Source organism: Litorivivens sp. (genome assembly GCF_057445395.1).
Window position 1 is genome coordinate 73,937 of the sequence record NZ_JBVBUV010000001.1, and the last position, 26,637, is coordinate 100,573.

General features: G+C 56.1%; 20 protein-coding genes. 5 read left to right on the forward strand and 15 right to left on the reverse strand.

The window, feature by feature from the left end; translation table 11 throughout:
- The gene (locus AC222A_RS00305; protein ID WP_372748527.1) at nucleotides 1-495 is read right to left on the reverse strand and encodes an aminoacyl-tRNA deacylase; all 495 of its coding nucleotides are present in this window, start codon (nucleotides 493-495) and stop codon (nucleotides 1-3) included.
- Between the two features lie 194 nt (nucleotides 496-689).
- On the opposite strand from AC222A_RS00305, the gene AC222A_RS00310 reads away from it, so the two are divergent.
- Nucleotides 690-923 carry a DUF3820 family protein gene (locus tag AC222A_RS00310; RefSeq protein ID WP_372748526.1) on the forward strand — a complete coding sequence of 78 codons (234 nt, stop codon included), beginning with the start codon at nucleotides 690-692 and terminating at the stop codon, nucleotides 921-923.
- Here the strand turns inward: AC222A_RS00310 and AC222A_RS00315 are convergent, their stop codons facing one another.
- Both AC222A_RS00315 and AC222A_RS00320 read right to left on the reverse strand, forming a co-directional pair.
- Nucleotides 924-2,171: a hypothetical protein gene (locus AC222A_RS00315; RefSeq protein ID WP_486774535.1), complete on the reverse strand. Its 1,248-nt coding sequence runs from the start codon at nucleotides 2,169-2,171 to the stop codon at nucleotides 924-926.
- Nucleotides 2,172-2,405: 234 nt separating this feature from the next.
- A complete protein-coding gene (locus AC222A_RS00320) occupies nucleotides 2,406-3,407 on the reverse strand; it encodes an NAD-dependent epimerase/dehydratase family protein (RefSeq protein WP_372749612.1) in 1,002 nt (333 codons plus the stop codon).
- Between the two features lie 57 nt (nucleotides 3,408-3,464).
- Here AC222A_RS00320 and hrpB point away from each other — a divergent pair, with 57 nt between their 5' ends.
- Complete coding sequence (gene hrpB / locus AC222A_RS00325) at nucleotides 3,465-5,981, forward strand: ATP-dependent helicase HrpB (protein WP_372798118.1); 2,517 nt, start codon at nucleotides 3,465-3,467, stop codon at nucleotides 5,979-5,981.
- Nucleotides 5,982-6,315: 334 nt separating this feature from the next.
- On the opposite strand, the gene AC222A_RS00330 is transcribed toward hrpB, so the two are convergent.
- The 4 genes from AC222A_RS00330 to AC222A_RS00345 form a co-directional block, all read right to left on the reverse strand.
- Nucleotides 6,316-7,803, reverse strand: a complete 1,488-nt coding sequence (locus AC222A_RS00330; RefSeq protein WP_372763844.1) for an FAD-dependent oxidoreductase — start codon at nucleotides 7,801-7,803, stop codon at nucleotides 6,316-6,318.
- Nucleotides 7,804-8,267: 464 nt separating this feature from the next.
- Entirely contained in the window at nucleotides 8,268-10,799 is a 2,532-nt protein-coding gene (locus AC222A_RS00335) for a TonB-dependent receptor (protein WP_372749430.1), read from the reverse strand.
- A 193-nt stretch (nucleotides 10,800-10,992) separates the two neighbouring features.
- Nucleotides 10,993-12,288, reverse strand: a complete 1,296-nt coding sequence (locus AC222A_RS00340) for a hypothetical protein (RefSeq protein ID WP_486774536.1) — start codon at nucleotides 12,286-12,288, stop codon at nucleotides 10,993-10,995.
- 13 nt (nucleotides 12,289-12,301) lie between these two features.
- On the reverse strand, nucleotides 12,302-12,874 hold the full coding sequence (locus AC222A_RS00345) for a tRNA-(ms[2]io[6]A)-hydroxylase (RefSeq protein WP_372764156.1): 573 nt from the start codon (nucleotides 12,872-12,874) through the stop codon (nucleotides 12,302-12,304).
- A 136-nt stretch (nucleotides 12,875-13,010) separates the two neighbouring features.
- Between AC222A_RS00345 and fabV the strand changes: the two genes are divergently transcribed.
- Both fabV and AC222A_RS00355 read left to right on the forward strand, forming a co-directional pair.
- Complete coding sequence (gene fabV, locus AC222A_RS00350) at nucleotides 13,011-14,201, forward strand: enoyl-ACP reductase FabV (protein WP_486774537.1); 1,191 nt, start codon at nucleotides 13,011-13,013, stop codon at nucleotides 14,199-14,201.
- Between the two features lie 3 nt (nucleotides 14,202-14,204).
- Nucleotides 14,205-15,044 (forward strand): MBL fold metallo-hydrolase, encoded by an 840-nt coding sequence (locus AC222A_RS00355; protein WP_372748019.1) that lies wholly within the window; start codon nucleotides 14,205-14,207, stop codon nucleotides 15,042-15,044.
- Nucleotides 15,045-15,147: 103 nt separating this feature from the next.
- Here AC222A_RS00355 and AC222A_RS00360 read toward each other — a convergent pair whose 3' ends face one another.
- Nucleotides 15,148-17,214, reverse strand: a complete 2,067-nt coding sequence (locus AC222A_RS00360; protein ID WP_486774538.1) for a hydantoinase/oxoprolinase family protein — start codon at nucleotides 17,212-17,214, stop codon at nucleotides 15,148-15,150.
- The gene (locus AC222A_RS00365; RefSeq protein ID WP_372758173.1) at nucleotides 17,211-19,031 is read right to left on the reverse strand and encodes a hydantoinase B/oxoprolinase family protein; all 1,821 of its coding nucleotides are present in this window, start codon (nucleotides 19,029-19,031) and stop codon (nucleotides 17,211-17,213) included. Before AC222A_RS00365 ends, AC222A_RS00360 begins: the two co-directional genes overlap by 4 nt.
- A gap of 269 nt (nucleotides 19,032-19,300) precedes the next feature.
- On the opposite strand from AC222A_RS00365, the gene AC222A_RS00370 reads away from it, so the two are divergent.
- Nucleotides 19,301-20,098, forward strand: coding sequence for an SDR family NAD(P)-dependent oxidoreductase (locus AC222A_RS00370; RefSeq protein ID WP_372748016.1), 798 nt, complete (start codon nucleotides 19,301-19,303; stop codon nucleotides 20,096-20,098).
- Between the two features lie 20 nt (nucleotides 20,099-20,118).
- On the opposite strand, the gene AC222A_RS00375 is transcribed toward AC222A_RS00370, so the two are convergent.
- The 6 genes from AC222A_RS00375 to AC222A_RS00400 all read right to left on the reverse strand — a co-directional run bounded on the left by AC222A_RS00375 (nucleotide 20,119) and on the right by AC222A_RS00400 (nucleotide 26,389).
- Nucleotides 20,119-20,778: a class I SAM-dependent methyltransferase gene (locus AC222A_RS00375; protein WP_372758174.1), complete on the reverse strand. Its 660-nt coding sequence runs from the start codon at nucleotides 20,776-20,778 to the stop codon at nucleotides 20,119-20,121.
- Between the two features lie 90 nt (nucleotides 20,779-20,868).
- Entirely contained in the window at nucleotides 20,869-21,306 is a 438-nt protein-coding gene (locus tag AC222A_RS00380; protein ID WP_372748013.1) for a PaaI family thioesterase, read from the reverse strand.
- Nucleotides 21,303-22,214 carry an acyl-CoA dehydrogenase family protein gene (locus AC222A_RS00385; RefSeq protein WP_372748012.1) on the reverse strand — a complete coding sequence of 304 codons (912 nt, stop codon included), beginning with the start codon at nucleotides 22,212-22,214 and terminating at the stop codon, nucleotides 21,303-21,305. Before AC222A_RS00385 ends, AC222A_RS00380 begins: the two co-directional genes overlap by 4 nt.
- Complete coding sequence (locus AC222A_RS00390; RefSeq protein WP_372748011.1) at nucleotides 22,214-23,350, reverse strand: acyl-CoA dehydrogenase family protein; 1,137 nt, start codon at nucleotides 23,348-23,350, stop codon at nucleotides 22,214-22,216. Before AC222A_RS00390 ends, AC222A_RS00385 begins: the two co-directional genes overlap by 1 nt.
- A 27-nt stretch (nucleotides 23,351-23,377) precedes the next feature.
- Complete coding sequence (locus tag AC222A_RS00395) at nucleotides 23,378-24,181, reverse strand: enoyl-CoA hydratase/isomerase family protein (protein WP_372747482.1); 804 nt, start codon at nucleotides 24,179-24,181, stop codon at nucleotides 23,378-23,380.
- Nucleotides 24,182-24,199: 18 nt separating this feature from the next.
- Complete coding sequence (locus AC222A_RS00400) at nucleotides 24,200-26,389, reverse strand: acyl-CoA dehydrogenase family protein (RefSeq protein WP_372747483.1); 2,190 nt, start codon at nucleotides 26,387-26,389, stop codon at nucleotides 24,200-24,202.
- Nucleotides 26,390-26,637 lie beyond the last annotated feature (248 nt).

Sequence of the window (26,637 nt, forward strand, 5' to 3'; positions counted from 1 at the left end):
CTAGTGAAAGGTCGCGCCGGCTTCTTCTGGCATGCAGCTGATGATGTCGTGGGCCTGGAGCCCCATCAGCTCCATAAACGCGGCGTGTTCCAGATGAATTAGATGTTCGTGGTCACCACTTTCGAAATAGATGTCCTGCACGTCATTCAATTCATCGTCCCAGACCACGGGCATGCCATACACCTGCCCCAGGGCGGGTATCGCGCCGGTTTCGCAATCGTCGAAGAGCGCGGCTATTTCATCTTCGGTGGCAAGGCGGTAACTACCGTGCATCCGTTGATTTAGCCAGTCTAAAACCAAGCGCCGGTTTGCGGGCATGACGCAGACGCAGTATTTGTCGCCATCGTGGGCAATAACGGCTTTGGCAACCTGGGTTGGTGGTACCTTTGCCGATATAGCTGATTGCATGCTTGTACTGCTATGGGGGTGAGCGACGAGATCGTACGCTACGCCGATTCTTTCCAGATGGGCTTCAATGCGGGGAGCGATAGCCATGATGGTTCCTCCACTGTGGGCCGGTATATCGGCCACGTAATATCCGTTTTCACTATAGAAAGACGGGGTCGCCTTGTCCAAGACCGGAAACGCGTAACTACAATGATTGATAAAGCTCATCGGAATAAGCTTAATGGCACGGATAGTGATTAATGGGCAACTCGGTTGGCCCGTGGACAGGATTAAATTGCGCAATGAACCTTGAATGTGATCAGGAGTTTTTACTGGCTGCTATCAACCAGACCATGCCCTTCGGTAAGTACAAAGGTCGCAAGTTGCTGGAATTGCCGGAGCCCTATTTGGTGTGGTTCCACCAGCAGGGCTTTCCTTCAGGAAAACTAGGCGAGCAATTAGGGCTGATGTACGAAGTGAAGCTCAATGGCTTGGAGAATATGCTCCGGCCTCTGTTGAGGACGGAGCGCAAATAGTTAGGGTAGCAGTGTAAACAGGCTGCATCCGCTTGCGAGCGGAGTGTCCTGGAAAGGGCAGGCTGAAGCACCACCGGTGATATTGATAATCGGGCCAAGCAGTAGGTCGAGCGGTGTGCCGGTTGGGCCACCACCACTGCCGCTGCCGCCACCTGCCAGGCCACTGCTTACCGTGCCCAGTAGAAGAGATATGGGGTCTGTGCCTTCACTGTCGCCGAGTCCGGAATACGCTGCCAGCAGAATCGCAGGTAAAAGCGTATTTTCGATCGGGTCCAATACCGGTGCCAGTTCATTGTTCATGGCGCTGGCCAGTTCCGGTAAAGCCACAGAAAGCAGGTTGGTGCCCAGCGCAGAGGTAAGCTGGTCGATACCCTGTGCGATCGGTGTGCTCAGTACACCGGGCTGTCCCGCCTGTGCCTCCAACATGGTCAGCGGCACGATGGTTGTCAGCGTGTTAGTCAGCGCGCGATTCAGCGCGGCTTCGAGAGCTGTCGCGGCAGCATCGCCGTTGTATCGGGAAAACCAGTACAGCGTCGTGTCAATATCGGTAAGTGCTGTGCTCAATGTCTGCAGAGCGCCACCCAGGAAGGGGGCTCCGGTGATTTCAGCAGGGAGCTGACTCATGCCGCTTTGGAATGCGGTGGCCAGTTGGTTGCTCAGTAGTGCCAATGAGTACAGGTCTGCATCCTGACCGTTGCCCGACTCGTTAGTGGATAGTTGGGCCAGGACAGGTGCGAGGGCGTCGCCCAGCGGCGCCAGTGGTGTGTCTGCCAATGGGTTGCTGCCGGGTGTTCCAGAGCCGTTACAATCTTCGCCGGTAAGTACGCCCAGGGCACCGGGCAAATCCTTAGACAGCTCGTCCAGCGAGAATTGGATATTACCCGAAGCCGCCTCAAATACGGCCGGATCCTGAGTTGATGCAGCCTCTGACAGGGCTAGTGCTACAGAGTCCAGAATGTCGAGCGTATCAATAACAACTGCCTGACGAACGCAGTCCAGGGTTCCCTCCAGGGGGGTACCTTCGGCTCCGGCAATGATCTGACCAAACACGCTCTCTGAGACAGGGGTTTGTACCTCATCCAACGGCCCATTAACGCCGTCTGCAACAGATGTGTTGTTGGGTTCGGCCGGTGGTGGGGCTACGCTACCGCTGCCAGACGAGCTGGAGCCGCCGCCACAGGCGCTGAGTGTTAGAGAGAAAAGGATCACGAGTAATCCCTGAGCCAGTGTTTGATGCGGCTTTACCATGGTGAAACCTCCGACGGCAACGACAGCCTGAATTAAGTTTGGTAATACTGCACAAAGCATACGTGCATAGCGGAGTTGGGAGGAAGTGTTGCTTGAATTATTTTGCTTACTGTGTCACAGCCTTTCGAGTTCGTGAATTAGGCTGTGACGAAGTTGTTCTTTGCAGTGCTTGTTAGCTCACATTATTGACGCTGCAATTACTCAGATCGTTGTGCCGTAGGAACGCTGGCTCTATCAATTGGCTCTATCAATGTCACTTAAAAACCATTGCGCAGATCGCTGGATGCTTTCTTCAATGGGTATTCGCGAAGTAATGTTACTGGCTTGTCGAATTTTTAACGCGCTGTGGCCGCAGGTTTTCCCAAACATGCACACCAGCAGGCGGTGCAGCGGTGGCTCCTGAGTTTGCCCTGTCAGGGCGTAGAGAGATTCAGCAATGCGAGCGATGGCCATGGCAACAGGGAAAGGCAAGTTTCGGATTTTTTTGTCAGTCTGTAGCATCTGCTGCAGAAGCTGAAGAGTGTCGTACCAGTTCAATTCGGTGTCGTCGCGGGCGTTGTAGATCTCGTTGATTGCCTTGTCGCTGCGTGCGGCCCACAGAAGCAAATCTATCAGGTTATCAACGTCTATCAGTCCTGCGTGGGCCTGCCCGCGGTTAATGGTCAGCATGTCGCCACGGTCTAAAGCGTTGCCAATCTCCCGAATGAATTGGCTGCCAGGGCCAATCACGTTGGCGGGACGGATAATCGTAAATGGCAGATTGTGGGCGTTCGCAGTTTGCCAAACCCGCTGTTCACCTTCCAGTTTACTGTCACCGTAGCCGAACCCTACTTTTCGTGGCTCGGTCGTTTCGTCGGCAGGGTGCTGCGGATAACCGTAAACATCAACCGTCGAAATATGTACAAAACGTTTCAGAATAAGATTGTTGTGTACCAGGGCATCGAGCAGGTTTTGAACACCCAGCACGTTGGTTCGGTAGTAATTGGTCGCGGAGTCCCAGGTGTTTACATTGGCAGCGCAGTGGAACACGAATTCGCAATCACGTACCGCGAACGCCAGAGCGCGTGAGTCGTTGAGATCGCCGTAAACGATGTGGCATTGTTCGCGAAGCGCGGGCTCCAATGTTGCCCCCGGTCGAATCAGCACCGTGAGATGATAGCCTTCGGCTAACAATCTCCGGGCAAGATGGGAGCCTATAAAACCGGTAGCGCCGGTAACCAGTGCGGTGGCCTTCATCGGCTGTTGTGCCAGTATGCTATGCTTTTGCGCCGTTGTTGGCTCATTGCATTATTCATGTCACTTCCTATTGATCAGGTACTTCCCAAGATTCATGAGGCGCTGCAAAAGCGCGATGAGGCTATTGTGGTGGCAGAACCCGGTGCGGGCAAGACCACACGTGTACCTTTGTCCTTGTTGAACGAGCCATGGCTTGCGCAACAGCGCATATTGTTGCTGGAACCCCGGCGGATTGCTGCACGGCTCGCGGCCCAGCGCATGGCGGATCTGCTGGGAGAACCGGTCGGTGAAACTGTGGGTTACCGCATGCGGCTGGAGAGCCGCGTGTCCGCTAATACCAGAGTTCTGGTAGTGACGGAAGGGGTGCTCACACGGATGCTGCAGACCGATCCCAGTCTGGAGGGAGTCGGCCTGGTGATCTTCGACGAGTTTCATGAGCGCTCGGTGGATGCCGACCTCGGTCTGGCACTGTGTCGATATGCACGCGGGTTGTTTCGCGACGCGTTGCCGCTGAAGTTGCTGGTTATGTCTGCAACGCTGGACAGTGATGCGCTGTCGGACTATCTCGATAGTGCACCCGTGGTTCGCAGTGAGGGGCGCAGCTTTCCCGTTACCGTTCACTATCGGGGAAGAAGTGACCTGCGCGACATTGTTCCCCAAGTAAAATCATGCGTTTTGCAGTGCCTCGTAGAGGATCAGGGCAGCATCCTCGTCTTCCTGCCGGGGCAGGGAGAAATACTCCGACTGCAGAGGGAGTTGCAACAAGCGGTGACCGAAAATTCGATGTCGGATTCGGTGAGCTTGTCGCCCCTTTATGGTGCCTTGTCATTGGAAAAACAGCGCGAGGCGATTCGGCCGGTCGCTGCGGACAGGCGCAAGGTGGTATTGGCGACAGATATTGCTGAATCGAGTTTGACGATTGAAGGCATCACCACGGTGATTGACAGTGGTTGGGCGCGCAAACCCGCCTTTGACCCCCGCTTGGGTATGACCCGATTGAGCACCCGACGCATTTCCCGCGCAAGTGCGGAGCAGCGAGCGGGCCGCGCCGGACGTTTGGCGGCGGGCAATACTTGGCGGTTGTGGAGCGAGGAGCAACAACGAGAATTGCCTGCCTTCGACGAGCCGGAAATCGTCAACACAGATCTTGCGCCGTTGGCGCTACAGTTGATGTTATGGGGCGTTGGTGTCGATGAGCTTGAATGGCTAGAGCGACCGTCAGGTGCCGCTTGGCAACAAGCGCTTGCATTATTGGAATCCTTGGGTGCCTGCTCGGTCGACGGTGTTATAACCGAGCACGGCAAAGCGATGACCGAATTGCCAGTGCATCCGAGATTGGCCCATATGCTAATCCAGGCCCGCGAGATCGGTGTGTTGCCGATGGCGGCTGATATTGCTGCGCTGCTATCTGATCGTGATCCTGAGCCGGTGCTGGGTGCTGATTTGAGCCTGCGCTTGCCATTGGATCGTCTGCGCAATCGCGGGGTTGCATCGCGTCTGCAACAACAGGCGAAGCAATTTCGAAAAATGTTGAGTAAGGGTGGCGAGCAGCCAGCGAGTGAGCCGGCGCCAGGACGAGTGTCGCAGCAGGAAAGCATAGGATTGTGTATTGCGCTTGCCTACCCTGAACGCATCGCACAGCAGCGCTCTTCTGCTAGTACCGGCTTCCAGCTCGCAAACGGGCGCGGCGCGGTGCTTGCAGAAGACGACTCACTGCAGCGCGAGACATTGCTCGCCGTAGCGCAATTGGGGAGTCGCGCTGGCCAGGCGAACGACCGGATCTTTCTCGCCGCACCCCTGAGCCCACATTTTTTTGGCGATATTTTGCCTGCGCCTGAGCGGCGTGAAGTGGTGGAGTGGCGAGAGAATGGCCAGTTACTGATTGAGCGCCAATATTGCGTCGGGAAGCTGGTGCTGAATCGGGAAGCAGTGCGCGAGCATGACGATGCTGTGTTAAAGGCCGCCTTGATGGACTGGCTGGCCGAGCGTGGTGTGCAGGCCTTGCCGTGGAGTGACAATGCGCGGTGCCTTCAGCAAAGGGTACTGTGTTTGTACAGGCTCGATATGCAAACTCGGGGCGAGAGTGAGTGGCCGGACTTATCTGACGAGTGGTTGGCGGCGCACCTTGATCAATGGCTGGAGCCTTATTTGCCGGTAGTCAAAAATATCCGGCAGCTGCAAGCACTGGATCTTGAAACGGCGCTGGCTACGCTGTTGCCGTGGCCGCTTCCGCGCAAACTTGACGAGGCGGCACCACGTACACTTGAAGTACCAAGTGGTTCGCGTATAGCAATTGATTACAGTGAGTCGCCGCCGGTGTTGGCGGTAAAACTTCAGGAAATGTTCGGTCAACGGGAAACGCCGAAAATCGCCGGAGGCCAATTGGCGCTGACATTGCATTTGCTGTCGCCAGCTGGGCGCCCACTGCAGGTTACACAGGATCTGGAAAGCTTTTGGAACAACGCCTACAGCGACGTCAAAAAGGACATGAAAGGGCGTTATCCGAAACACCCCTGGCCTGATAACCCGCTGGCCGCCGTTCCAAAGCGCGGCACTAAAAAGCAGGGTTTTTAACGCTCCTCGACCAGTGTTGTCTCTAGGATATCTGGCTGTCTTCACGCTCAGTGATAGAACGGTAATGGCGGGTCATCGCGGCCATCAGGTAGTACTGGGACATATGCTGGCGTGTTTCGGCGCAGTGCAGGATGCAGGACAACAGTACCTTCAGGGTGCCACTGGCTGCTCAGGCGATTGCCGTAGGCTAGGGCGCGCCTTGGGTAAGGCCGATCGACTCAATGGTGGGTAGTACAACATGCGTTGTGTGCGTGGGTGGGATAAGCGCTGAACCCGTTATGTTTCCAGCCTTAAGGCAGCCTCCCGGCCGGGGAGGCCACCTTAAGGTGATGATCTAGCGTGCTGCAGCTGCCTTGCCCGCCATTCGGCCAAAGAAGGTGGCGTCACCCACCGACATGCCGCTGGCGTAACCCGCTGCGGTTCGCGGAATACCGGCGGTGGTTCGTCCGGCAGCAAACAGGCCCGGAATGATATCCCGCTCAGGTGTCAGTACTTCGCCGGTGCTGAGGGTGTCGAGGCCACCAAGGGTGAAGAAGGGGTAAAAGGTACCACGGCCCAAGGTGCAATCCAGTGCCACAAACGGCGGTTTGATCGGGCGCAGCCAGGCGTCGCTTTTGTGGAACAGTGGGTCTTCACCGTTTTCCGCATTGCGGTTGTAAACGTCCAGTGTGCTACTCAGGGTGCCTTCGGGCAGCGCCAGTTCCTGCTCCAGTTCTTCGGCCGTCTCACCGGTGCCGGCTACCTGAGCGCCCAGATAACTCATTTTTTCGTAGTCGCCGTAACCTTCCACGTCGGTAATGAGGTAGATGCGTTTGGAATGGTTGTGCTGTTGCACCAGAGCGTTGAAACCCACCCGTCCGTGGTAGCAGTCTTCGTTGATAAACCGTTGCCCTTTATCGTTCACGAAGATGCCGTAAGTCAGTGACTGGGGTGGGTAGTAGGGAATGGTAGTGAAGCATTCATGCATGTTCACGGTGCCGGCGCCGACGCCCAGCCCCATCAGAATGCCGGAGCCGGTGTCGCCGGGGTTACCGATGGGTTCTAGTTTCTTGTCAAAAAGTGGTGCGTACTTGCGCACCATGTCTTCGTTCATGCAGAACCCGCCTGCGCAGAGAATGACGCCTTTACGAGCGCGCACGGCGACTTCTTGCTGATTGACCCGGACCAGAACGCCGACAACTGCACCGCTATCGTCGGTGATCAAGGTGAGGGCGCGCGATTCGTAACTCACGGTGATATTGCTGCGCTTTTCCACTTGTTCGGTAAGAATTTTCATCAGCAGCGGGCCGCCGTTGTCGCCCTCGATTTCGAGGTTGTGTCCACGCGGTACCGGGTAGGCTGATTCAGTGAAGGGGTAGGCCTTTTCGTTACCCGTGAACAGCAGGCAGTCATCGGTGAGAGCCATAATGGCGCGTTCTTTCAGCTCAGAGTCCTTGAATGGAACGCCTTTTTCCACCAGCCAGTTAAAGTGGTCGACGCTGTTATCGACATAGGCATCGATCTTCGCTTCGTCGGCGTTGCTGCCAAAAGCCGTTTTGAGAAAGGCTTTCATATTGTCAGAGGTGTCGTCGTAACCACAGGCTTTTTGTACGCGGGTACCGCCATTACCACCCATATAGATTTCTGCGCTGGACAAGGCCGTGGAGCCGCCGCTGGCGCTGGCCAGCTCAAAGATAGTTACATCGGCGCCGGCGTCAGCGGCTTCCAGTGCAGCGCAGGCTCCGGCGCCGCCAAAGCCGATGACGGCCACGTCGGTTTCGATGCCCCAGTCACGGATCTCGGCCAGTTTTTTGGGTTTTGTCGGGCTGGATTTATCGCTCATCGGTTATAGGCTCCGCTGCGTGTCAGTGATTTTAAGGCACCAGTATTATATTGGACTTTGCCCGCAGAATAATGACATTTACGGTCAGTAAGATAGTTCATATTGGGGATGTTTAATATGTTGGACTGATCGCTGCTGTGGTGGGGTCATTGCGACTGTCCGGCCATAAAACGCTAAGCGTAACTTCGAGTGGAAATCGAGTGCTTCAACCATCGTTTGTTGTGATATAGCTGCGCTCCAGAAAGAGCTCCTTCGCCCTGCCCCTGTCCCAAAGAGGAGAGGAGGCCATCCGAGCCGTTCCGTACGCACCTCTACTAAAAAGTGAACCCTCTCACTTTAGAGCAGGATTGGGGGAGGGTAGCTGCCGATAGAGAGCATCAAAACTAAACCCTGTCCGCACAGTTGTTTATGGCGAACCAAAAAAAAGGGCTGCCGAGGCAGCCCTTTTGGTCAAGCGTCGTGGCTCAGTACTCGTAGATCAAATCCAGACCGTAGGTGCGGGGCTCGCCCCAGATAACCGCACGGTCGATTTGCGGAGTGTTATCGATCGCAGTGACGTGGTATTCCTCGTCAGTTACGTTCTTGACCCAACCGGCTACCTGGAAGACACCGCCCCACAGAGGCATGCCAGTAACGCCGAGGCGCAGGTTGGTCAGGCGGTAGTCGTCGAGGAAGGTGCCGCGCGACTTGTCACCATTTTTAGCCACGTTGAATGAGCGTGAACCACCGTTGCGCTCGTCCATGAAGTTATGGCTAACGTTAAAGTTCAGTCGACCCCAGTCACCTTCGGCAATGGTCCAGTCTACGGCCAGCGTGTAGGAGTGCTGCGGCGCAGAGAAGAATACGAAGGTGTCGGAGATGTCTTCACCAGTAGCTGCTGACGTCGCCTTGGTTACGTCGGTATCTAGGTAGGCGTAGTTGAACAGCATCAGGATATCGCGCGTCGCGAGGAAGGTGACATCCATTTCCATACCCTGCATTTCTGCTTCACCGGCGTTGCTTACCTTGGTGTCAGCTACGGTGCCAGTCAGGATCTGGTTCAGCTGGATGTCGGTGTACTCGCTGTAGAACACGTTGCCGTTAAGACGCAGACGACGGTTCATCAGCTCGCTTTTAACACCGATTTCATAGGATTGAACCTTCTCGGAATCAAAGCCTTCCTTGAAGCCAAATCCGTAGTCAGTGCCATCAGAGGCCGGGCCCTGATTGCCGTCGCGCTGCGGGTCGCGAGTGTTGTAACCACCCGATTTGTAAGCTTCAACAGATTTGGCATAGATGTTGATGTCGTCGGTGATATCAAACTCTGCCGTGAAGGTGAAGGAGTCATCAGAGAAATCCTTGTCGCCCTCAACATTCACAAACTCGCGATCGGCAGAGTTTGGAATGCCTGCGCCGCCGAGGAAAGTGGCAACCAGCGGGTTACTGGCTTCTGCCGCACCGCCCACTGCAGCCAGGAGGGGGCTTTCGATATAGACAAAATCCTGCTGGTTTTTCAACGCGTAGCGGCTGTCTTCAGAATGACGGTAGCCGAAGGTCAAGTGCAGGCGATCTTCTAAGATGGCTGGCGTCCAGGTGAACTGACCGAACAGTGCGCTGGAGTCGTTCTCAATATCGTATTTCTGGCTCAGCAGGTTAACGATGCGAGTGGAGCCACTTGGATCGGAATCGATCGGCGCGCTCAGCTGGTGGTGCAGCGGTGAGTTGTCTTCCTGGGCTTCTTCTTCAAAGTAATAGGCGCCCACGATGTACTCTACGCGGCCATCGGCAAAATCGCCGGTGAACTGCAGTTCGTGTGATGTCTGCTCCTGGGTGATAACCGGAACCACCAGCGGGGTACATCCGCCCACCGCAACCTGTGCGGCAGGACCGCAGTAGCCGTTGGAGTCGAGGCGGAAGTCTGGATCGCCATCACCCGTCAGATCAGCGTAAGCTTGGTCTTCCAGCGTGCGGTAGGCACCGATGTATTTCATCTGCCAGGTATCAAAATCCATGGCGATTGTGATGGAGTGACCTTCAACCTCAGTGGCCGAATCTTCCATTGGCGCGCTACTGGCCAGGCTGTCCAGGCGTTTGTCGCTATAGGTGGTGCTAGAGGAGCTGGATTCCTTGATTTGATCGGTCTGGCCCTTGTTACAGGTCGACGGATCGCCGCCACAGGGTGGGGTGACCGGCTGGTAAATGGTGTTGACCGTGGTCATATCGGAGAAGTCGTAGGCGTAGTCGACTGTCATCCAATCAGTGGCATCCCAGCGCAGGTCTACACGGTAGCCTTGTACATCGCGGCTGCCAAAATAGTCTTCGCTGTCACCGGCAATAAAACCGGGGCTGCTGGGATCGTTCTGCGGACCGGTGTTTTCCAGCCAGCCGCGCTGACTGGTGGTCAGGAACGCGACCTTGGCTGCCAGTGTGTCGGTAATCGGCAGGTTGGCAGAGGTTTTCGAGGTGAACAGGTCGCGGTTGCCCAAGACAAACTTTTGTTTGAATTCAAAGGCGTCGACAGATGGGCGTTTGGTAATCAAGTTTACCGCACCGCCAGTGGTGTTACGGCCGTACAGCGTACCCTGCGGACCGCGCAGTATTTCCATCCGCTCCAGTTCCGCAACGTCCAGTGCAGTACCAGTTGCACGGGCGACGTAGACACCGTCAACGTAAATCCCTACCGGCGGATCCTGCGTAACCTGTGAATCTGAGATGCCGATACCGCGAATAAAAATACGCAGTGTGGTGTTGTTGATGGGGAAGGGCTCGATGGTCAGGCTGGGCACCTTGGAACCGATGTCTGCGAGACTGTTGATGCCATCGGTTTCAAGGCGCTCAGCACCAAACGCCGTCAGAGATATTGGCGTATCCTGTAGCGACTCTGCCTTTTTCTGTGCTGTTACGATGACTTCTTCCAGAGCGATGGGTGCCGCATTTGAACTCGTTTGCGCAATGGCAAACAAGGGTACGGCAGCGCTGCCCAGGAACGCAGTGAGCTTCAATGCGAATCTGTTCATAGTTAATCCCTTCCAGCGGTTCGGTAGATACCGAGAATCAGTTGTGACTTTTTATTGGCGCGTCCTGTTTTATTCTAGATACGACAGAAGAACACCAGTGGCATTGATTTTGGATTTTTAGCCAGTCGGGAATACTACCACAGGACTTCGGAAAGACTAGGGCAGATAGAGCCAAAAAAGGTGGCCTGAAATGTTAATTTCTGGCGGGATTTGGCCCAATGCTGGCCGGGCCGCGCACTTGGTTGTCTGCCAGCGTGTTCTGCATGCTATGTACCGGGTTTTTGCTGTCGGCACTGTAACCAAAACTTGTGAGCCAGTTCGCGTCGCTCAGGGCTTTTTCTAGCGGTATGTCGGGGTGCTGACTACGGCATGAATGGATCCATTTGAGACATTTGAAGCCGTCGAACCAGGTAAATAAAGCCCGTTGTCGACGCTTGTTGTCGGGGTTGTTTTTCCAGGCATTGGCGATAGCGTTATCACATTGGAATTGCTGCCACAGTGAACGTAGATGACTGTAATCACATGCGTTATGGCGTGCCGCTTGCTGGAGGCATACCTCGCTGTCAATTGCGGCCATGCGCAGTGCCTCCAGTGCGGCCTTTAGAAGCACAAAACTGGCTGGATGATAGCTCGTGAACGCAGCTGTCGACGCAAGGTCTGCAATTTTGCGCAGCGCCGGCCCGGTGCCAAAGGGTACCCGCTGTGAGGCTCGGCCAGATACCTCGATATGTGGGTCTGATACGTGGACCACACCGCCCAGCTTGGCCAGCTTGTCCAGCAAGTAAAAATCTTCGCCGGCGGCGCGTTTTGGAAACCCCCGAGCCTGCTGATAATGAACGACATTGATAGCCATGCAACTGCCGATGGTGGGCCAGGCGTAAGGGGAGCCGGCAAAGCGTAGGCCTGACACGTAGTAGAGCATATGCAGTTCGTAGAGCGTGACAGCATATGCCGGCACTGATTCGGGCCGATGGTTAAACGGAAACATGGCGGCGGCTGCATCGGTGGGTAAACCCGACAATGCAGTGTCATAGTGGCCGGGCAGCAGAGCGTCTGCGTCGCTGCTGCCAATCCAGGGGCAGAGAATCTGCTGACGGCTATGTAACCGGCAGGCGATATCGCAGCCGATTTTCCGGGCTAGACCAACCCCCTGCTTGGCCGGCAACGGCGGTCCCGATAGGCAGCGGTCTATGAGTAAAACGTCGCCGTTGAGGGCGGTTTGTTCCGCGCAATGCAGGGATATATGCGCCTGTTGCCACTTGGCCGCCCCCAGCATTTCAAGTAGCTGCTGTGCCCAGCGGGTATCGCTGTCATTGTCGGGCCGGTTTACAACCAATATCAAAAGCCGTTCGGGAGCGGTATGAGAATCGAGAAATGCACCTGTTTCTTTGTAGGCAGGAGTGACCAACGCCGACTGCCACTGCCCCGGCAGTGTGGTGACGAGGTCGGTGTCAGGTTCGGCGTAGCGTGACAGGTAAGCGGCGGGCATTATCTCTGGTTCGTCAATGCAGGGCGGCTTTAATGGGCTGGGCCGCAATAATCTCAGCCTCCAGGCGCAGCCATTGGGCGAGCCGCTGTTCAATAGCCGTGGTTGGAAAGTAGCGGGCGGCGAGGTCGGTGAAAAGCGTGCGATGGCGTTCTTCAGAGCGGCTGATGGAGTTGTAGAATGTTTTCAGTTGCCCCGCTTCAAGTGCGTCGGCAATCAATCCAAAACGCTCCGCGCCCCGAGCCTCGATCACGCCACCGAGCAGCAGGCGGTCGAGAAAGTAGGCCTCACTGCCTTTGCGCAGGTGTTTGCGCAGCGCATTGACATAGGGGTCGCGTTCGTCGGCGGCAGTGTGCCCGCCGCGCTGGTGGATGATTTTCACCACCTCCCGATAATGACTCATCTCCTCTACCGCCAAATCAGCCATGGCCTCCACCAGTGGCGGCTTGTCGGGGTAGTGGGAAGCCATAGAGATGGCCATGCCCGCTGCTTTTTTTTCGGCAGCTGCATGGTCCAGTAAAAAAGTATCAAAGTTAGCCAGCACGGTTTCTGTCCATGCTGCGGGCGTGTCATATTGAAGGGTAATCACAGTGAAAGCGTCATTTTCAGCCGGTATATTGAGAAAATCCGCCGTTCGGAATGTTGACGTCGAACATTAGTCCGGGCGGGATGAGGCTGCTAGAATGCGGCCTGTCTAAAGGCTCATTGTAAAAGGAATAAGCTGCATGGTCATCAAACCCCGCGTACGCGGTTTTATGTGTGTCACCAGCCACCCGGTTGGCTGCGAGGCGAATGTCAAAGAGCAAATCGACTACGTAAAGGCACAGGGCGCGATCGATAACGGCCCCAAGCGTGTTTTGGTGATTGGGGCGTCCACCGGATATGGCCTGGCGTCGCGGATTACAGCCGCTTTTGGTTGCGGGGCGTCAACGCTGGGCATCTTTTTTGAGAAAGAAGGGACGGACAAGAAGCCGGGCACCGCTGGCTGGTATAACTCGGCGGCCTTCCACAAGTTTGCCGAGGCCGATGGCCTGTACGCCAAGAGTATCAATGGTGACGCTTTTTCTGACGCGCTGAAAGACAAAACCATCGCTCAGATCAAGGCAGATTTGGGTCAGGTAGATCTTGTGGTTTACAGCCTGGCCGCACCACGCCGCGAGCACCCGAAAACCGGTGAAGTGCACTGGTCTACCCTCAAGCCGATTGGCAAAAGTGTGACCCAGCGCGGTGTCAATACTGACAAGGAGATCGTTGAGGACGTTTCCCTGGAGCAGGCGAATCAGGAAGAAATAGACAACACGGTGGCGGTTATGGGCGGTGAAGACTGGCAGATGTGGATTGACGCGCTGGATGAAGCCGGGGTACTGGCAGCCGGTGCCAAAACAACTGCCTATACCTACTTGGGCGAGAAGTTAACCTGGGATATTTATTGGCACGGTACGATCGGTCAGGCCAAGCAGGACCTGGATCGCCGTGTGGTGGATATCCGCAAAAAGCTAGCTGGAAAAGGCGGGGATGCCAGGGTATCGGTACTGAAAGCGGTCGTTACCCAAGCCAGCTCGGCGATTCCCATCATGCCGCTGTATCTGGCGCTGCTTTTCAAACAAATGAAGGCCGACGGTAGTCATGAGGGTTGTATCGAGCAGATTTACGGCCTGTTTAAAGATAATCTCTATAACGCATCGCCGCGTCTTGATGATGAAGGCCGTCTGCGACAAGACCATCTGGAGCTGCGTCCGGAAATTCAGGAAGCGGTGGCCGCACAGTGGGCTAAGGTTTCCACTGACAACCTGCGTGAGCTGACTGACTTTGCCGGGTACAAGCACGAATTCATGCGTCTGTTTGGCTTTGAGCTGGACGGCGTGGATTATGACGCGGACGTAAACCCGAACGTGCCCATCAAGCAACTTGTCTGAGTTATGAATGATTTTACCCACGGCAAGGCCATAGAACTGGCATCGGGTATACACCGGGTAGTAGCACCGAACCCGGGGGTGATGACAGGGCCGGGCACCAATACTTATCTGTTGGGCCGTAAAGAGATCACGGTGCTTGATCCAGGCCCGGCGGAGCCTGCCCATTGCGAGGCAATTCTGCGGGCAGTGGACGAGCTCAGTGGCGAGGTGGTGCAAATAGTCACCACCCACACGCACCCCGATCATTCACCGTGTGCCGCACTGCTGCGTGAGCGTACCGGTGCGTCGATTATCGGCTCCGTAATTGAGCAGGACGGTTTTCAGGACGAGAGCTTCGTGCCCGATCGCGAGCCAGAGCACGATGAAGCCATTGCGGTGGATGGCGAAACGCTTCGAGCCATTTATTCGCCGGGACACGTGGGAAATCACTTCTGCTACCTGCACGAGCGCAGTGGTTTGTTGTTTACCGGTGACCATGTGATGCAGGGCTCAACAGTGGTAATCATTCCGCCTGCGGGCGATATGAAGGATTACATTGAGTCTTTGCGCCGGATGCTTGAGTATCCACTGGCGTATATCGCCCCCGGACACGGCGGTTTGATTCCGGAACCGGCAAAAGAGTTGGAGTACCTGATTGGTCACCGGCTCAAACGCGAAGCCAAAGTGGTGGAAAAGCTATCCGGTTTTGATCGTGTGACCTTGGAAGAGCTGGTGGTGCCGGTTTATGACGATGTTGATCCGTCGTTGCACCCGGTAGCGCAATATTCGTTGTTAGCGCATCTATTAAAGCTGGAGAAAGATGGTCGCGCCATCAAGCGCGACGAGAGCTGGTCGCTGCGTTAGCAGTCCGGGCACCTTGCAATTGAAAGCCGCTATAGGCTGCTGTAGTACGGCAGCGTTAGGCGATGTACCAAGTACCAAGTATGGGAGGCGGCTGAATGAACGGTCACACGCTCTGTAGCCGTAATTCATAGTCGCCCGCATCATCAAGCACCGCAATCCACCCCGGATAGACCACGATAGTGGTGAACGTTTCCTCAATCACAGCCGGGCCGGTAATACGGTGACCGGGACGCAAATTTACGCCGCGGTGGATCGGCGTGTCCTGATAGCCTTGCCCTAAATTCACTTTGCGGATAGTGGTGTGTTCTGCGTCAAAGGCGGTGGTGGTAAAGCCGCTGTCTACCACGGGCGCTGGCGTGTCGACGGACGTTGCCAGCCGCACACCGGTGATTTCTGGAATTTCCTCGTCGCGAACATGGCCGTATTCCGCCATATGTCGTTCGTTAAACGCAGCAATCGCCTTGCCACCCAAGTTGTCATCAAGAAAACTCAGATCGTTCTGTCCCATATCAAACGTCAACGCGAAGTTCTGACCGCGATAGCGCATATTCATCTGGTAGGTAGATTGAATTTCTGACTGGCGGAAATTGGCATCAGCAAAGTATTTCACCGCGCGCGCCTCCAGTTCTTCCCATAGCTGGCGCAGTTTTTTGAGATCTGGTGCATTGGCAGGGCAGATAAACGAGCGTTCTTCGTCGATACTCGGCTTGGCAACGAGTGTGCCGAGCGCCGAAAAAGTGGGCGAGGCTTTGGGTATCAGTACCCTGTTTATACCCAGCGCTTCGGCGTGCACCGCGGCAAATGCGGCACCATTGCCACCGTATGCCAGCATTACCATGTCTTTCGGGTCGATGCCTTTGCCGGCGGTGGTGCGACGAATGGCCTGAATCATATTGGCGTTTACCAGCCGCCAGGCGTCGAAGGCTATCTCTTCCGCGCTGCTGCCGAGTCGCTCACCGATTGAGTGAAAGGCTTCGCGCACGCCCTTTGCCGACAGCGAGAAACTGCCGCCAGCAAATTCTGAATCGGCCGATAGCACGCCTAGCATCAGCAGCGCATCGGTTACGGTGGGGTTTTGTCCGCCGCGACCATAGCAGATAGGGCCTGGGTCAGAGCCGGCGGATGCAGGGCCAACCTGCAACTCACCGTTGTTGATATGACAGATAGAACCGCCACCTGCGCCGAGCGTTTCCACCTGCACCATGGGTACACCCACGAGGTTGCGGTGGTGCATATTCCAACCAGCGATAGCTGGCGCATTGCCGTTCGCGACGACGGATATATCGTAGGAGGTGCCGCCCATGTCGACACATAAGATGTTGGGATAGCCTTTTTTGCTGCCCACATGGGCTGAGCCGATCACACCACCGGCCGGGCCTGAAGCCAATACCCGAATGGGTGAACCCTCGATATACTCTTTGGTCATCACGCCGCCACTGGCCTGCATTACCATGAGCTGATTCTTGTAGCCGCCTTGTTGTAGCCGGCTCACCAGTTTTTCGAGGTAGGAAGTAACCCGTGGTGCTACGTAGGCGTTTACAACTGTGGTGCTAGTGCGGTCGTATTCAGGTGCACGCGGCAATACTTCGTGGGAAGTGGAGAGATGCACGCTAGGCATTTCCTCGGCGACTATCTCGGCTACACGCTTTTCATGAGACGGGTTTACAAACGAAAAGATCAGCGATATTGCAACGGATTCAACTTTCTGTTTTTTGAGCTTGCGGCAGCATTCGCGTACCGCCCCCTCGTCCAGCGTTTTGTAAACCGAGCCATCGTACAGTATGCGTTCCGGTACGGTTAGTCGGCGACGTCGTGGCACAATGGGTTTGGGCGGCGCCAAACGTGTGTCCCAAATATCTTCTTTGAAACCGCGACGGTATTCGAGTTCATCGCGGAAGCCTTCGGTGGTTATGAGGCCGGTGACAGCGCCGTCCATTTCAATCAACGTATTATCGGCAATGGTCGTGCCGTGCACGATTGCGTCGCACTGGCTGAGAAAATCAGCGAGGCTCAAACCTTCTTTCTGAGCCAGCGTATCCAGTCCGGTCATTACCCCGATGGAGCGGTCTTCAGGCGTACTCAGATTCTTGTGCACAATAACCTGCGTGCCTTTCAATAGTGCGAAGTCGGTAAATGTGCCACCAATATCTATACCAACGCGGTAATTCATGGATTAACTCCTTTCGCGGCAGCCATCTCTTTCCTCAGCGCCTGGGTCGCGGCTAAATCCACCGTTAGATCGTAGTCATCCAGTGAGCCAGTCAGTACGACACCGTATTTTTCCCTAGCGCCTTCTATGCTCACATAGTCGTCCAGTACGTCTTCTTTCACGGCTTCCGGGTCGCGCAACCAGGGGTAGCCGAAGCCGGCACCGCCGCCGTGCTGATAAGCGATCACTGCATTGGCCGGTAGTTGAGCCTGCATCGTCAGGTCAATTTTGTATTCGTTCGGTGTGCCCACTTCAAAATGGTTTGTGTAGGGGCTGGCGGGATCGCCGCCGCACATGCCGTTCATTGGGTGGGCAGATGAAACCATCCACGCGGTGGCCATGGTGGGTTGCAGCACTTTTTTTACATTCAGGCTGCCCGGCTGTCCCCGCCATTGACCGGCGCCGCCAGCATCGGTGGTCATTTCCCGACTGAGGTTGATAACGGGGCCTCGCGCCTCGGCTTCTTCGGCCTCCGAAAGCAGCAGATTGCCCAGCGACACGGGGCAGGAGCCCCAGCCATCGATCCCCTGTACCGCAGAGGCATCCATCGAGCGTGCGTCCACTCCCTGATCCATCTGCATCATGCCGTTTTCGTCAAACCAGATAACCGCGTTGGGCATGCCAATTTTATACACCTGCGGCGCAGCGCGTTCTGGTACCACTTCTGACAGCGCTACACATACTGCCTCGGTGATTTCGCAGGCCGGGTGGAACGAACCCAGGGCAGCTGGTTTGTTGGGTGGTGGATGCGCGATGCAGCCTTCCGGAATAATGATATCGACGGCGTTGAACAGGCCTTCGTTTTTGATAATGCCGGGGTCAACCATCGCCGACAGCTGGGTCATCACATAGCCGCGACTGTTAGCGAAAGTGTTCCACACGCCAACCAGCTCTTGACGATCGTCAGTGCCGGTCAGGTCGACGGTGAGTTGGTCGCCCTCGATGTTGCACGCGACATGTACTTTGACGTCTTTAGTGCCCTGAGTGTCGTGATCGATAAATACATCGGCTTCATAGGTGCCATCGGGCCAGGCACTCACTTCGTCGCGGAAACATTTTTCAGTGTGTTCAATGTTGTAATTGATGGCAGCTTTAACTGAGTCAGCCCCCCATTTCTCAATAACGTCGTCCAGCAGACGAACGCCCAATTGCACGCCGCTGATCATGGCGGCCAGATCGCCCGAGAAGGAGGCGAAGCGATTATTGCGTTCAATAAGCTTGATAATGTCTTTGCGCTTCTCACCGCGGTGAACCAGTTTTACACAGGGTATGGCCAGCCCCTCAGTGAAAATGTCAGTAGCTTCAAGAGTGAAGCCACCGGGGTCCTTTCCACCAGTGTCGCCCTGGTGAGCCTGCAGCGCTTGAATCAGTACCAGTTCACCGCGGTCGTCGAATACCGGCGCGTATACGTTGTAGTCGGGTAGGTGGCCGCCACCGAAATCCGGGTCATTGCCAAGGAAAACATCACCCGGTCCCCAGTCATACTCTTCCAGTTTTTCCAACCCATAGCGAACCGTTAGTTGCGATACAAAAGTCAGATGTGGGGTGCCGATAGAACCCGAAGCCAAGCGACCATGTGCGTCGATGACACTGGCATTGCGCTCGTTAGACTGGTTGATAATAGGCGACGAGGCGGCGCGCCCCAGATGCGTGGCTGCTTCGAAGCATACGGTTTCCAGCGCGCCACGAATAATAGCGGCGCTCACCGCATCAACGGTGGCTGACGTAGGCAGAGACTCGCGTTTTGCGGCCAGGCGCCGATTCAACTCAAAAGACATGGTGCTCTTCCTTTTGGCAGGGGCATCACAGGATGAAGGTCATCAAACTATAAGCACCAAAGGGATTCCCGACTTGTCGTGTCACGGTTTCGACAGTTAGTGCAAGCGAGCTGGGTTTGCTAGCAGCGCACCGTCGATTAGCCTGAAACGGAGCTACAAAATGCCCTCAACTGCACTGCAGTGGTGAAGTGGTCGTCGGCGGCTACCGATACGTCCTAGAATCGGTCAGCAAGTCGCAAATAAAATCCTGAACGGAGGCCTGACAGATAATGGCAAACAATTCTGACAAACCGGTGGTGCTGGTCACAGGTGCCAGTGCAGGCATAGGCGATGCAATTGTTCGCTATTTTGCGCGTAACGGATGGAATATTGTGGCTGTTGCCCGACGCCAGGACCGCCTCGATAAGTTAGTGGCCGATATGAAGGGCGTGGCTGACGTTGCAACTGTGGTTGCGGATGTTACCGCAACCGATGCACCGCAACGGGCGGTCGACGCCGCCATGGAGCGCTTTGGACGACTTGATTGCCTGGTAAACAATGCGGGCGCCGGCAAGTGGGCGCCACCTGCGGAGACTGACGATGCAACCATCGACGAGGTCATTGATACCAGCCTGAAAGCGCCATTTCGTTTCGGGCGTGAAGCGCTGCGGGTAATGAAACCGGGATCTTCCATTATTAATATCGGTTCGGTCTTTGGCATGCTGGGCGGTCTGGATGGCGGTATCTATTGCGCGGCCAAGGCCGGCATGATCGGCATGATGCAGGCCTTTGCCTGTCAGTACGGTGCGGCGGGTATTCGCAGCAATGTGGTTGCCCCAGGGGTTATTCGCACCGAAATGACCGATGCTGCATGGGACGCTGAACCCTTCCGCCGTATTAATCATGAGCTGACGCCCTGTGACCGCGAGGGCACTGTGGAGGATGTTGCCGCCACGGTATTTTTTCTGGCGTCGAAAGAGGGCAGTTATATCAATGGCCAGACGATTGCGCTGGACGGTGGCTGGAGTACGACCAAATATATGACGCCGGAAGCATTGTTGGCCGAGCGTTCTCCCCCTCTGTCCTGATCGCAGGCCAATACAAGGGGCTACAGGCTTCGGGCAAACTGCAGAATGTCGCCCTTGAAGACGCCGTCGAGGTAGTCGGTGTGCAAGGGCTTGATGTGATTGCTGCTGAAACCATTGGCGCCCATAGCCCGGCTGAACTTGTTCTTCCGGCCCCGGCCGGGATCCACCAGGATCACTTCACAGGCAGGTCTTGCATGGCGGTGGATAAATTCCGCCAATAAGGCGATGTGTTCATCTTCATAAAGCAGATCACTGCCGATAATCAGGTCGAAGGTACCCAGCGTGCTTTGGGTATCTGCCCAGTCGGCGCGCTCAAAGGCAATTGTTTTACCGTCATTTAGCCGCGTATTGCGGGCCAGAAATGCTTCAACTTCGGGGTGGTAGTCGGTTGCGGTGATGTCGGCTTTTAGCGCATTGAGCAGCAGGCTGGATAAGGCGATTCCGCAGCCTACTTCTAAAATGCGTTTGCCCTCGGTCTGAAAGTCGGCGATGTGATGGGCCAGCACCAGGCTCGATGGCCAGACTACGCCAAAAATGGGCCAGAGTGCAGACGAAATGCCCAGATTCTCGGCGAGGCTTTCCGGGTCGCTGAACTGCTGGCGATCTCGCAGTGTACACACGTGAATGTCGTTGTTGCCGACTTCAATGGTCTGATAGCGAATACGAAGGGGAGGGGTCATTATTTGTCCTGATTGCGCACGGGTTTAGCCTAAAGCAAAAACCGGGGGCTGTCCCCATATTCTTTCTGTTAGCGGGCTGCCCCGCTAGCATTACCTGGCCGACGCCATCTCCTTCCAAATCCCTTCGGCGCTCGCAATTGTTTTTTCCCCGGTTTTGATCAGTCCGCGGATAAATACAACATCCCTTGCCTGACGCACGATTTCCGGCTTGCAGGTAATAAATTCACCGACTCGCGCCACCGACACAAACTGGGTTTGCAGGGACAGTGTCACATAGCCGCGCGCCTTTGCCCCCAATGCTTTTGACATGGCACTGCCAAGGCCTATATCGGCGAAGGTCATCACCACGCCGCCGTGGAGCGTGCCGATATGGGAATTGGCGTGACGACTTTCAACCAGCATACCGACTTCATGGTTGTGGGCATCGCCGCGAAACCAGAAGGGGCCGACATAGCCGGTAAAACCTTCGGTGGTGAGATCCGTCCAACCCGCTGCACGCAGGCTGTCAAAGGTGCTGGCTTCGCTCATGCGGCGTCAAAGCAGTATTGAGCTACGGCTTGAGCCTGACCACCGCGACCACCCAAATCACTGAGTAGGGCTTTCAGGCGATAAGTCCACAGGTGCAGATCCATCTCCAGTGTCATGCCCATAGCGCCAGACATCTGATGCATGTCATACACCACGCGCAGGGCGCTTTCCTGGCCGTGTAGTAATGCCATGGCAGCTTCGCCTGCATCGCCGCTCCAGGCCGCTTTTAGCGCAAGCCAACGTACACCGCCAGCCAGTACCGTACACTCACTCAGTCTATGGCGCAGCGCCTGAAAGGTGCCCAGCGGGCGGCCGAACTGCTTGCGCACGCTAACATGTTCCACTGTGGCGTCGATGGCAGCCTGCAGTAGCCCGGCCATCTCACAGGCATTGGCGATGCGCAGCCAGGTTTTGACGGTGTCGGCTTCTTCAGCAGATAGCGCAGTGAGTTCTACATCGCTTTTCAGTTTCGCCATGGGGTAGGCGAAGAGCGAGTCGGGCAAGCTCTCTACCTGATCGGCAGAAGGGTGGGCAACGCTAACGTTGTCGCCGTCAATCACGAGTACTGTTTTCGCTGTCGCGACAAAGCGGCCGGGGCGAGAGTTTTCCACCACCGCAAAGGGGCGTGGCAATTCCATGTTTAGCGCAGGGCGAACCAGCATAGATAGCGCGATTTCAGCGGTGTAAGGCAGTTTGGCCAGGCGCTCGACGGCCAATGCGGCGGTAATCGGCCCCATTCCTTCCATCGTGGCGAGCTCAAAAAAGCCGTTGTCTTCCAGTTGCTGTTCCAGCTCGGGGCTGGCTAACGCAAAGCCGTGAAAATCGACTGGCGAGGTAGCGAATTGCCCTGCCAGCTTTTCCAGCTCACTGGTTACCGCGAGCTGATCGTCGTTGAGTTCGAAATCCATCAGCGCGGCTCCCGCGGTAGTTCAAGGTATTGGGTGGCAATCAGGTTGAGCTGTATTTCGGCGGCACCGGAGGCGATGCCGGCAACGATGCCGCGCTGATGGTGGGCGAGCAACATTGGGTGTTGGCCGCTGATCGCTTCTGGTACATGCTCCACCACAAAATCCGCCACCATGCGTTCGCAATTGACGGTGGCAAAGCGCCCCACGCTCGCTTCCGGACCTGGAATACGGCCTTTGGCTCGCTGGTCAATAATACTGTAGCTATAGAGACGGGCGGCTTCGCAGGCAGCGTGAGCCTTGGCGGCCTGATCTACCGCGCCGAGCCCAAACCGACCTTCGGCCTTGAGCAGCTCTACAGCTTTTCTCAATGTGGTAGATGCCAGTGCAAAGCGGGGGATGCCGACTCGCTCTAACGACAAGGCTTTACCGACAATTTCCCAGGCCTGACCTTCGTCGCCGAGGCGAGCGGTCTCGGGTACGACCACATCGTCAAAAAACACTTCGTGAATATCGCCTTCACCGATAATGCTCGGAATATCGCGCACAGTGATGCCTGGGGTGTCCATCGGAATCAGAAAGATGGAGATGCCGTTTTTGCCGGGGTTAGTGCGCGCCAGGCAGAAGCAGGTATCGGCATCGCCGGCGTAGGATGTCCAGATTTTCTGGCCGTTGATGCGGTACCCATTGCCGTCTTTGTCGGCTTTGGTGCGCAGTGAAGCCAGGTCGGAACCGGATTCCGGTTCGGAAAAACCCTGACACCACAGGGTTTCGCCGCGTGCCATCGGCGGGATATGCTGCTGTTTCTGCTCGTCCGAGCCGTACAGCATCATGGTTGGGCCAATCCAGTTTACGTTCATGTATTGGCCGCCACGGGGTTCGCCGGCCATCCACATTTCTTCGGCCAGAATGAACGCGATCCACGGGTCAACATTGCGGCCGCCCCATTCTTCCGGCCAGTGTGGCACCAACAGACCCTGCTCGGCCAGCTTGCCGCAGAAAGTTTTGGCGAAGGTGGTCTGCTCTTTCGAGGCGGGGCCGTGGGCGATGTGTTCCCAGTTGTCCGGCAGGTTGTCTTGCAGAAATTGGCGAACAGTGGCGCGAAAGGCCTTCTGTTCGTCGGTCCAGGCAAAATCCATGAGATTGTTTTTCCGTATACCCGAGGGTTAGTCTTTTTTTGAACCGACGCTCTTGACGTAGGCTTCAATGCGGGCGAGGTAATCAGGGCTGAGCATCAGTGCGCTGTTGGCCATGCGTTCAACATGACGCGACTGGTCGCGGCCCAGTTCGGCGCAGAGTTCGATGGCAATTTTGGCGGCGCCCATCTGCTCGCCATTCTGTTCAGCCAGATGGCGGCAGAAGCTCATTACATCGTCTTCAAAGCTTTCATCGGGGAACACTTCGTGTACCAACCCCATGGTCAGAGCGCGGTCGGCGTCGGCGGGCAGGTTGGCCATAATCAGATAGCGGGCCCAGTGTGCACCGATCACCCGGGTTAAACGCGAGACGCCATTGGAGGCGGGCAACACACCCATTTTCCCTTCGGGAAAGGCGTATTTCGCACTCTTGGCGGCCAGGCGGAAATCACAGGACAGCGACAGCTCCAGACCACCACCTACACAGGTGCCCTGATGGGCAACGACGATGGGTTTTTCGATATGTTCCATTTCGTCGTAGATGCGATGCATGCCATGCAGGCCCAGGCGGTGCTTTTCCCGAATCTCGCGCGGTGTGTGAGCAGGCTTGTCGTCGGAGCGGTCGCGCAGGTCGGCGCCGGCGCAGAAGTAGCGCCCGGTGGCACGCACCAGCATGACTTTCAGTTCCGGGTTGTCGCGAAACCCGATCAAGGCCTCTTCGAACAAGCGCATGGTCTGGCCGGTAAGTGCATTGAGTTTGTCCGGCCGGTTCAGGGTTGTGATCTGAATCCCGTCTTTCTGTTCGACCAGCAGGTGAGGTGCTTCGCTCATCATGATTTCCTTTGTTTTCTCTTATCCGCGAGTGCGTGGCAGACCCAGTGCCCGCTCGGCAATCATACTGCGATGCACCTCGCTGGTCCCACCGTAAATGGTGGTGCCGTGGGCGTGTCGGTAGGCGAGGTTGAGTTCACCGGCCGGGCCTTCGCGTTTTGACAGCGAGTGCGGCGCAGTCAGGTCGAGAAGATCGCGTGAATCAGACTGGAATTTTTCGGAAGAGAACATTTTGGTCATAGGGCCGTAGGCTTTGCTTTCCAATCCCATTACGCCTGTCCACAGGGCGCGGTTGCCCAGTACCTCGCCGATGTAAGCGTGCATCTTACTGCGTGCCAAACGCTTCTGTGCGTTGCTGGTTTGCAGTAAATCAAGCTCCTGACACAGCTCTTCAGCCGCTTCGGTCATAGCAAACTGGCTCTTCATAAAGCCACCGCCGTGTTCTAGCTCAAGCGCCGCTGCCATCACTTTCACGCCGCCGTTAACCTCTCCGAGTCGATATTTGTCGGGGATCACGACATTGTCGTAGAAGGTTGCGTTGGTGCGCTCATCCTGGAAGGTATGTACCGGGTGGATTTCAATGCCGGGCGTGTCCAGAGGTACGACAAACATGGTGAGGCCCTTGTGCTTGGGCAGATCCGGATCGGTGCGTGTCAGCATCAGTACATAGTCGGCAATGTTAGCGCCGCTGGTCCACATCTTTGCGCCATCAATTCGCCAAGATCCGTCTTCCAGCTGGGTGGCCTTGGTTTTGGCCGCAAACACGTCGGAACCGCAGCCGGGCTCGGAGTAACCCAGCGAGCATACCGCTTCGCCGGCGACGATTTTTGGCAGGATATCGCTCTTCATTTCGTCATTGCCGCATTTGCGAATCATGGTGCCAACCAGCATGGTGGTGCTGGTCGGATGTCCGGTCCAGCCCTGTTTTTCCCACACTTTACTTAGCGCGCTGACTACATAGGGCTCGGCTTCACGGCCACCGTATTCCTTGGGCCAGGCGGGGAAGAGGAAGCGGTTTTCTGCAAGAATTTTATGCACACCTGGGTCGTGACCGTCGAATGAGTAGTGGGCCTTGGCGCGCAGTTCCGGGGTGAGGATGCGATTGAACAAGTCGTCCAGCTCTTTGGCCATAGCGCGTGCTTCGTCGCCCAGATCAAAATCAATCGCGACCTCGCCCACATCCGGCAGCGCAACCTGTTCATTGGCGTACAGGCGACGTCCGGCCTCTTCGAGGTAGTTGCCCGGATCGCCCGCTACCAGCGGCCACGCCTTGGCGCGCAGGTTGTACAGATGGATATCGTATTCGGTGGCCAGACCGTAGCCGCCAAAAGTATGCAGCGATTGGGTGACCGCGCGGGCGGCAGTGTCGGCGTTCCAGTAGAAGGCCATGGACACCTGTGCAGCGGCATCATTGAGATTGTGTTTGATATCGTGAATGGCTTTCCAGGCGAGGAATTTGCCACCGTCGACTTCAGTGATCAGATCGGCCAGCGGGTGGGATATGGCCTGATAAGCTCCGATGGGTTGGCCAAACGCGTTGCGCTCACAGGCGTAATCGGCGGCCATTTGCACGGCCTGACGCGCCAGGCCGCTCAGTGCGATCGCCAGCAGCAGCTTCCACTCCTCAATTGCCTGAGCAAAGACGGTTTGCGCCGTCTCATCGCTACCAAGAATCGTGCACTGGGCGTTGCTGAAATCAATTTCGGCAAGCGCGGTAGACGCCAAAGTCTCTTCGCCGCGTTTGGTGTCGCTTAGTGTGAAGAGGCAAATGTCATTACCTTTCTTGGCGACTACAGCGCAAGCTACAGCGCCACCGGCTACCCATTGCTTGGCGTGGCTTGCTACGTCGTTCAACGCCAGCGTGATGACCTGGTCGCCCTGCAGAGCAGATTCGAGCAGGGTGTTGTCGGCGCCAAGCAGGCCGGCCACGCGCAGCGCGACTAACGCTTCGGCCAGCGGCCCAGAGGCAAGGGTGCGGCCGGCTTCTTCCATTAGTACGGCGGCATCAAATATGCCCAGCCCCATGCCGCCGGCGTCTTCGGGAACTCTCAGCGACAGGGCGCCCATGTCAGCCAGCCCCTTCCACAATGCGGCGTCAAAGCCGTTGGTGTCCTGGGCAGAGCGCACACGTTCCATGGTGCTCTGTTCTGTCAGAAAGCGCGCGAAGGTGTCGCGCATCATTTTCTGGTCGTCGGAAAGTTCAAAATTCATTGCTGAGAAAACTCCATAGCTGGCTCGCAGTCGGCAACCGGGTTTCTGTTAGTGTTCAAAAAGACCATTTAAAACAAAGGCCTGTGAATTTTCTTTGCGGGAATAGAGGGCCGTGTTCACATGTTGCTACAAGCGCTCACCCGCAGTTACCGGAGCCTGATCAGACTACACTGCGCAACTGCTTCTGGTCAACAGTGCTGTACAACAGTATAATGGTCGCCACTGTTCATTTACGGGCTTTCTCCGCG